The sequence below is a fragment of the Spongiimicrobium salis genome (assembly GCF_043678055.1).
GTDB classification, from domain to species: domain Bacteria; phylum Bacteroidota; class Bacteroidia; order Flavobacteriales; family Flavobacteriaceae; genus Spongiimicrobium; species Spongiimicrobium salis.
The window spans coordinates 967,715-975,692 of record NZ_JBHEQA010000002.1 but is presented as its reverse complement, the minus strand read 5'-3'; the positions used below and the strand labels follow the sequence as shown (position 1 = coordinate 975,692).

The window sequence follows — 7,978 nt, the reverse complement described above, 5'->3', positions numbered from 1 at the left end:
AAAAAGTACAAAATAACTGTAATAATCATTGGTCGTTATTTTAGGGGATGTCCCTTGTTAACGCTATTTCATTTGTGGAGCCACTCCTTTAATTTAAAAGAAATTGTTGTAACGGTAGAATAGCAAAGATTGCCAATACCATAGAGGCATATGTGTAAAAAATAATAAAGTCAAATATGAACTATTCACTAACCATAAACAATCTGTGAAAGAAGGAGTGGACCCTAATTCTGTGCACAAGAAGAATGAAAAAGTACAAAATAACTGTAATAATCATTGGTCGTTATTTTAGGGGATGTCCCTTGTTAACGCTATTTCATTTGTGGCGCCGCTCCTTTAATTTGAACGTAATCGTAGTAACTAAATAATTGAAAAATAGTGCAATTAAATGTGAAATGTTGCCAATTGACCAACCACTTACTGTCTGTAGAAAAAGGAGTGGGCCTAATTCTGTGCACTAGAAGAATGAAAAGCATCAAATAACTGCCTTTGTCATGGGCTGTTATTTAAGGGGATGTCCCTTGTTAACGCTGATTCATGTAAGGCACCACTCCTTTGATACAGATAAACAAGAAAGAAAATGAAATGAAGTAACCGCGTTGTGATAAGGGAAGAAGTATTGTATTTATTTATACTGTACTATGCTATTGTTTTTTTAGAATAATACATGTAACAACTTCTTTAGATGAATATCGGATTTTTAATTTTTTTCCAAGTTTAAAAATCTCATGTACCTCCCCTTTTTAAATCCATACCTCTTTAAAAGGTGGATAGATCACAGCACACAAATAGAAAAAAACAATATGCTAGAAGCTATTAATCTTACAAAAAATTATGGAAAGCACGAAGCGTTGAGTCGGCTAAACTTATCTGTAGATAAGGGAGAGATTTTTTGTCTGTTAGGACAAAATGGAGCAGGTAAAACAACTACCATTAACCTCTTTCTTGGGCTCATTGAGCCTACAAGCGGAGAAGCTTTGGTCAACGGGGTTCCCGTAAAACGCAATAACGGGGCCACTACCAAAATGATTGCTTATATCCCTGAAGTGGTGCAGTTGTACGGGAATCTTTCCGGGATAGAAAATCTTAACTTTTTTAGTCGTTTGGCAGGGTTCAGATACACCAATGCCGAATTGGCCGCTTTTTTGGGGAAAGCCGGACTTCAGGAAGCTGCGCACCATCTAAAACTGGCTTCCTATTCCAAGGGAATGCGACAAAAAGTAGGTATTGCCATTGCCCTTTCTAAAAATGCAGACTACATTTTTATGGATGAACCCATTTCTGGCCTCGATCCTAAGGCAACATTAGAGTTCACTGCAGTTTGCAAAGAGCTCAGTGCTGCCGGAAAAACCATCTTTATGGCCACACACGATATATTCAATGCCGTGAATGTAGGGACCAAGATAGGGATCATGAAAGAGGGGCAACTGGGCTATACCGCAAATACAAATACCATTAATGCAAACGAATTACAAGACTTATACCTAAAAACAATCTAAAAATGAGAACACCTAAAACAATACTAGTACTACTTTTGGTAATGACCTCCGCCATAGGTTGGTCCCAAGTAAACATCACGGGTACCGTGGTGGACCAACAAAATGACCCCATTGCTGGGGCGACCATAACCCTCAGAGGCAGCGAAGGCAATTATGGAAAACTTACGGATAACAATGGAAAATTCGAGCTTAGTGTTTCCCAGGGAAAATATGATTTGGAAATACGCTATTTAGGATTCCAACCCTTTAAGGATAAACTGGAGATCAATGAAGCTACTCCGATAGAAATTGGAACAATTACCTTAAATGAAGGTACCGAACAATTGCAAAGCGTTGAAGTCGTTGGTAGGGCCAGAACCGACTACAACAGTGACTATTCCTTTTCCTCCACCAAAGTGGCCATAAAGAATAGGGAATTGCCACAAGCGGTATCAGCCATTACCAAGGAGCTGATCAATGACCAGCAGGCTTTCCAAATTGCCGATGCGGTACGAACTGCCAGTAGTGTGAGCCATACGGGCTTTTATAATCATTTTAATATCCGAGGTCTTCTGCAAGCGGAGGAAGGGCAATTGATCAATGGCCTTAGAACACGACAATTTTATTTCTTACAGCCCATTACGTCACATATTGAACGCATTGAAGTCATTAAAGGCCCATCTTCGGTGACTTTTTCCAGTGTGGATCCAGGAGGTTCTGTCAATTTAGTGACCAAAAAACCACTAAAGGAAAAGAGAAATGAAATAAGTGCTACGGCCGGAAGTTTTGGCACCTTAAGAACCACAGTAGATTTTACAGGGCCTTTGAACGAATCCGAAACATTATTGTATCGTTTTAATGCTGCTGTTCAAGAAGCGCGATCTTTTCGGGACTTGGTACAAAACAACCAATTTCTTCTCGCACCTTCGATAACCTTTCTTCCTAATGAGACTACTGCTTTAAATGTAGAAATGATCTACAGTAGTGGTGTGGGGAATTTAGATCGGGGCCAGCCACTTTTCGGAGCGATCAATGGAGAATTTGATTTGAACAGTACTCCAATTTCCTTAAATGTGGGCGCTGCCAATGATTTTTATTCTTCTACCGATTTCATGGTCATCAGTAATTTTTCCAAAGAAATCACGGACAATATAGGGTTCAATGCTTCTTATATGAAACAGACCTGGGAAGAAGATTTAGCCGAACATAGGGTAGCCGGTGCTGCCGCCGTTGATATTGATGGCAACCCCATACCAACTTTGGCCGAATTACGCTATGGCGAACGCCAGCAATTTTGGATAACGGACAATTACAATGCCTTTCTTACTTTTGATTTTGATACCGGTGCGGCGACCAACAAATTGTTGGTAGGCTATGATGGTACGCGTTGGGAACGAACTGTGGGTGGAGCTTCCAATGGAGCACGTCGTTATAGAAGACTCGATGGAACGGCAACCAGTTTCAATCCTGCAGAGGCAGATCAATTTGAAACTATAGAAATTAATGGCGTTCTTGCGCCAAGGCCTAATGTTGATCATTTTAATCTTGCCGACCCCAATAATACAGCTCGGGAAACATCGGGATATATCATTTCAGAATTTGCTATCCCCGCCAACCTGACAACGTCTAACGGTATTTATCTTCAAAACCAATTTAAATTAGGGAAGTTTTCAGCTTTGTTAAATCTTCGCTATGAGTGGTACCGAGACATTTTTGATTATAAATCCAATGATGAACAAATCTTTAATAACGAAGCCTTTATTCCAAGAATTGGATTGACCTATGAAGTTTCTAATGACATTAGCGTCTATGGTTCTTATATTCAAGGATTTCAGCCCCAATCCAATACCGTAACTCTTTCTCCCTTTACAGGAGATTTCTTTTTCGCTGGATCCCCCGCGAGTTTTGATCCTTTGGAGAGCAACAATATTGAATTTGGCGCCAAAGCAGAGTTTTTGGGAGGTAAGTTGCTTATGAATGCCGCTATCTATCAGATTACTCAGAAAAACCTCCTGATCCAGGATGCTATTGACGAAACTATTTTAACGCAACGAGGAGAGCAACAGAGTCGTGGATTTGAGTGGGATATGACTGGTTATATACTGCCCAACTTACAGTTGAGTGCGTCCTATGCCTTTATCGATGCCGAAATTGTAGAAGATGATGACCCTAGCTTGATCGGAGAGCGTATAGGAGGTGCCCCTAAGCACAGTGCCAACCTCTGGAGTCGTTACGATTTTAATGCCGGGGCGCTAAGAAATTTTGGTGTCGGACTGGGTATGAGCTATAGAGACGAGCGTTTTTCTTGGTTCAGTGATCGTTTGTTATTGCCAGCTTATACCGTTTTTGATGCAGGAGTGTACTATCGTCCTACGGGGAGTGACATTCAGATTGCACTAAAAATCAACAATATGTTCAATGAAAGGTATTGGACCGGTGCGCTTTTCAGTTCTAGATTGTTTCCTGGGGCTCCAAGAAATGTGCTGTTGACCACTACCTATAAATTTTAAACCATGAAATTCTCAAACGTAAAGCTTTTTGCCTCGCATTTTTTTCGAAATGCAACACGGTCAAAAGTATTTTATGGGATTGGTATTTTATTCATACTGCTAACGGTCTATGCGGCTGTTAGCGGTATTCAAAACTATGTGTCTCAGCATGACATCCATCAGCAACATCAATTGAAAGCCAGACAAAGTTGGGAGGCCAACCCCGATAAACATCCGCATCGCATGGCGCATTTTGGAACTTTTGCCTTTCGAATAAGTTCACCTTTGAGCCTGTTTGATTATGGGTTGGAGAGTTTTACTGGAAATGCTGTTTTTCTGGAAGCCCATAGACAGAACAGCGTTAATTTTTCTGAGGCCTCCTTTTCTACAGGAACCTTGCGCTTCGGAGCCTTGAGTATGGCCTTGTTATTGCAATTGGTGCTGCCCTTGATTCTAATTTTTGTAGGATTTTCGAGCATTGCTGCCGATCGAAGGAATGGTACCCTTAAAATACTGATTGCACAGAATGCGAGTTGGTTGGACATTCTATTGGGCAAATCCCTTGGACTTTTTGGGATAGCACTTTTGTTTGTTGTACCTGTATTAGTAGTGGTTGCCATTGCATTGCTACTATATGGGGGAGCTGTGACCGAAAGCTATCTTTGGTCACGTTTCTTGTTCGTTGTTATGGGGTATATTGGTTTTTTGGGTATTGTGGCCAATGTTGTAATCTTGATTTCTGCAAGTGCCACTGCGCCAAAGGATGCCCTGCTGCGTTTATTGGGGATTTGGCTTCTGATGGTTGTATTATTGCCCAAATCCACTCAGGCTTTGGGAAGTTATCAGTATCCTACGCCTACAAAATTAGCGTTTCAATCGGCTATTGAAAAGGAAGTGATACGGAAAGGAGATAGTCATAACCCCAATGATCCGTATTACAACGATCTTCGAGATTCCGTTTTAGCGGTGCACAAGGTGAGTAAAGTAACCGATTTGCCCTTTAATTATGCAGGTTTTGTGATGCGTGAAGGGGAGAAAATTAGTGCGGATCTCTATAAAAAACATTATGCAGGCTTATTGGAGAATTATGAGAACCAAAATAAAAGCACAAGATTAATAGCCTTGATCAACCCTTATATGGCTATCAAGCAACTTTCAATGACCTTTTCGGGAACCGACTTTCTCAATTATGTAGATTTTCAGGAGCAGGCCGATACCTATCGTTATGCCTTATCCCAAAAAATGAACAACTTGCAGATGCAGTACATCAGTCCCAAAAGAGAAAGTGGTTCTGAAGGAAAAACACATGTCGTAGGTCATGAACATTGGGAAGAATTCCCAGATTTTAAGCATGAACCCATGCCTTTTAAACAGGTGATGAATGAGGCTATCCCTGCATTGGTTTCCTTGGTCTTATGGGTATTCCTCAGTATAGGACTTTTGTTGTTCACCGCTAAAAGAGCAAAAGCATTATGAAAAATAAATTGTTTTTATACCAATGTATACGTTCCAGAGAGGTGCGTTTGGCTTTACTATTAATAAGCCTTTTGGGAATCGTGGCCATCCTTATAGGAAATCAGCATTTAACCCAGCAACAGGCGGCGATCAATGAGGTGGAAGCCCACCAAAAAGAACATTTGGAACGTCATGTAGCGCTGCATAACGATGATATCGGCCTATTGCTCTATTATGTGAAATTTGCTTTTATTAAACCATCGAATTCGCTTGCGGGGCTATCCATAGGGCAGTCCGATGTAAACCCTTCCATTAATCGGATTACCATAAAAACCTTTGAGGGGCAAAAACACGATACGGATTTGATCAACCCCATGAGTTTACAGTCGGGCAATCTCGATTTTTCATTTGTGTTGATTTATTTGATTCCCTTATTGGTCATCGTACTTAGCTTCAATGTGATATCCGAGGAAACGGAAACGGGTACTTGGCGTTTGGTAGCCGTTCAGGCCAAGTCAAAATTACAATTTGTTATTGCCAAACTCCTAGTGCGTTTTGCCTTATTAATGGGGGTCATAATTTTGTTGTTTGCCATTGCCATCCTAGTACTGGACATTCCCCTAAATACGAATTTGTTGGTGATGTTTTTGCTCACGCTATTGTATATCGTATTTTGGTTTTCGCTTTCGTTTTTTGTAATTGTTTTCAAGAAGTCCTCAGGGTTTAATGCTCTGATGCTCTTATCCATTTGGTTGGGGATGCTTATCGTATTGCCTGCAGGCATCAATGCCTACTTAGCCGCAAAATACCCTGTACCGGAGGCCTTGAGTTCGGCCATTGCACAGCGCGATGGATATCATACAAAATGGGATACAGATAAGCTACCGACCATTAAAAAGTTTTACACCCACTACCCGCAATTCGAAAAATATGGATATCCTACGGAAGGATTCAACTGGCTTTGGTATTATGCCATGCAACAGATGGGGGATGACGATTCCCAAAAAGAACGGGAGTCTTTGAGTACCAAGATTGCCCTGCGGGAACAAGCCAGTAGGGGCATGGCGGCATGGGTGCCCAATATGCACATGCAATTGGCCTTGAATCGATTGGCAGGAACCAGTTCGGGGCAGCATATCGCCTTTTTGAATGCTACCGAAGCTTTTCATGAAAAACTACGTTTATTTTTCTATCCGAGCATCTTTGAATCCCAGAAGGCAGAATCTATTGATTGGGAACAAATGACACCGGAATATTACAAGCCCGATCAGGAGGTCTTGCCCATGCAGTCCCTATTGCCTTTGCTTTTAGCTATAGGCCTTATCCTTGTGGCAGCGGTGCCAAAATCGAGGAAATTATAAAGAACCGCCCAGATTATAGCTGGTGCATTACTATTTTGATGTGCCGGGGAGGCATTGATTTTATGTATTTTTGTGAGAAATTATAAGGCAATACTATGAATAAGATCATCTTCGGTATTATATTTCTTCTGATCCCTTCTTGGGTGACCGCTCAGGACGATTTGCAAGGCGCTTATGAGAGTGAAACAAGGCCATTGCGGAAAGATATACGAATTGAATTTAAGGATGCACAAAACAACCGGACTTTTTTGCCCGTAGTGTTGTTAAAGGGAAAGAAGAAAGGTCCGGTTTTTACCATGGTTGCTGGAGTTCATGGTTTTGAGTACCCTCCCATAGTGGCTACCCAGGAATTGTTGAAGGAAATCCGATTGGACGACTTGGCAGGGACTTTGGTTATACTTCCTATTGCTAATACCGCCTCCTTCTATTCCCGGACCCCATTTATGAATCCACAGGACAAGGTAAATTTAAATAATGCCTTTCCAGGAAAATCAAATGGATCCGTAACACAAAAAATTGCCCATTATATCCATACCAAGGTGATTCCCATGAGCGATGTTTTTTTAGATATTCATGGTGGGGATGCTTCCGAGGACTTACTTCCTTTTATCTGCTACTACAACAATGAAAACTATCCGGAACAGACTAAAATGGCTAAAGCGCTTTCGGAAAACAGTGGATTTGAATATGTGGTTTCCTATGCGTATACCCTAAAAGCCCACGATCCTGCAAAATATGTGTTCAAACAAGCCTGTAAAGATGGAAAAGTTGCCCTGAGTATAGAGAGCGGTAAATTGGGCAATGTTCAGGAGGAAGCGGTCCGCTTGATCAAAAATGGCGTGTACAATATGCTTCATACGATGAACATGTATCCTAAAGTCACCCAAACTTCAAATCAAAAATTGATTCCATTGAATAATCAAAAATATCTTAGAGCAGATAGAAATGGTATTTTCTACAGTAGGTATAAGGCGGGGGATAAGGTAGAGAGAGGAGCTGTTGTGGGCTATATTACCGATGAATTTGGAACCAAAATATCAACCTTTAAAGCGCCTGTTTCGGGAACCATTCTGTATAAGGTTTCCACACCTCCGGTAAATATTGATGACACCCTGATGTGCATTAGTTTTTTGGAATAATGCCAGCCATACTTCTTGCGCTGTGAAGTTTATACGTTTGTAGCCGTTTCGGGCAA

The 7,978-nt window shown here is 41.1% G+C and carries 5 protein-coding genes; all 5 read left to right on the top strand.

Going from position 1 to position 7,978, the window contains the following annotated elements; genetic code table 11:
* The first annotated feature begins 803 nt into the window (after positions 1-803).
* The 5 genes from ACEXOE_RS13550 (at position 804) to ACEXOE_RS13530 (ending at position 7,922) form a co-directional block, all read left to right on the top strand.
* On the top strand, positions 804-1,499 hold the full coding sequence (locus ACEXOE_RS13550; RefSeq protein ID WP_394749348.1) for an ABC transporter ATP-binding protein: 696 nt from the start codon (positions 804-806) through the stop codon (positions 1,497-1,499).
* Positions 1,500-1,501: 2 nt separating this feature from the next.
* The gene (locus ACEXOE_RS13545) at positions 1,502-3,988 is read left to right on the top strand and encodes a TonB-dependent siderophore receptor (RefSeq protein ID WP_394749347.1); all 2,487 of its coding nucleotides are present in this window, start codon (positions 1,502-1,504) and stop codon (positions 3,986-3,988) included.
* A gap of 3 nt (positions 3,989-3,991) precedes the next feature.
* The gene (locus ACEXOE_RS13540; RefSeq protein ID WP_394749346.1) at positions 3,992-5,443 is read left to right on the top strand and encodes an ABC transporter permease; all 1,452 of its coding nucleotides are present in this window, start codon (positions 3,992-3,994) and stop codon (positions 5,441-5,443) included.
* Positions 5,440-6,783, top strand: coding sequence for a DUF3526 domain-containing protein (locus ACEXOE_RS13535; protein WP_394749345.1), 1,344 nt, complete (start codon positions 5,440-5,442; stop codon positions 6,781-6,783). The genes ACEXOE_RS13540 and ACEXOE_RS13535 overlap by 4 nt, the downstream gene beginning before the upstream one ends.
* A gap of 95 nt (positions 6,784-6,878) precedes the next feature.
* Positions 6,879-7,922 (top strand): succinylglutamate desuccinylase/aspartoacylase family protein, encoded by a 1,044-nt coding sequence (locus ACEXOE_RS13530; RefSeq protein ID WP_394749344.1) that lies wholly within the window; start codon positions 6,879-6,881, stop codon positions 7,920-7,922.
* Positions 7,923-7,978 lie beyond the last annotated feature (56 nt).

Bases quoted from the DNA above. Each gene is read 5' to 3' on its own strand.
- ACEXOE_RS13540 (WP_394749346.1), top strand. From the start codon at position 3,992: ATGAAATTCTCAAACGTAAAGCTTTTTGCCTCGCATTTTTTTCGAAAT.
- ACEXOE_RS13550 (WP_394749348.1), top strand. From the start codon at position 804: ATGCTAGAAGCTATTAATCTTACAAAAAATTATGGAAAGCACGAAGCG.
- ACEXOE_RS13545 (WP_394749347.1), top strand. From the start codon at position 1,502: ATGAGAACACCTAAAACAATACTAGTACTACTTTTGGTAATGACCTCC.
- ACEXOE_RS13530 (WP_394749344.1), top strand. From the start codon at position 6,879: ATGAATAAGATCATCTTCGGTATTATATTTCTTCTGATCCCTTCTTGG.
- ACEXOE_RS13535 (WP_394749345.1), top strand. From the start codon at position 5,440: ATGAAAAATAAATTGTTTTTATACCAATGTATACGTTCCAGAGAGGTG.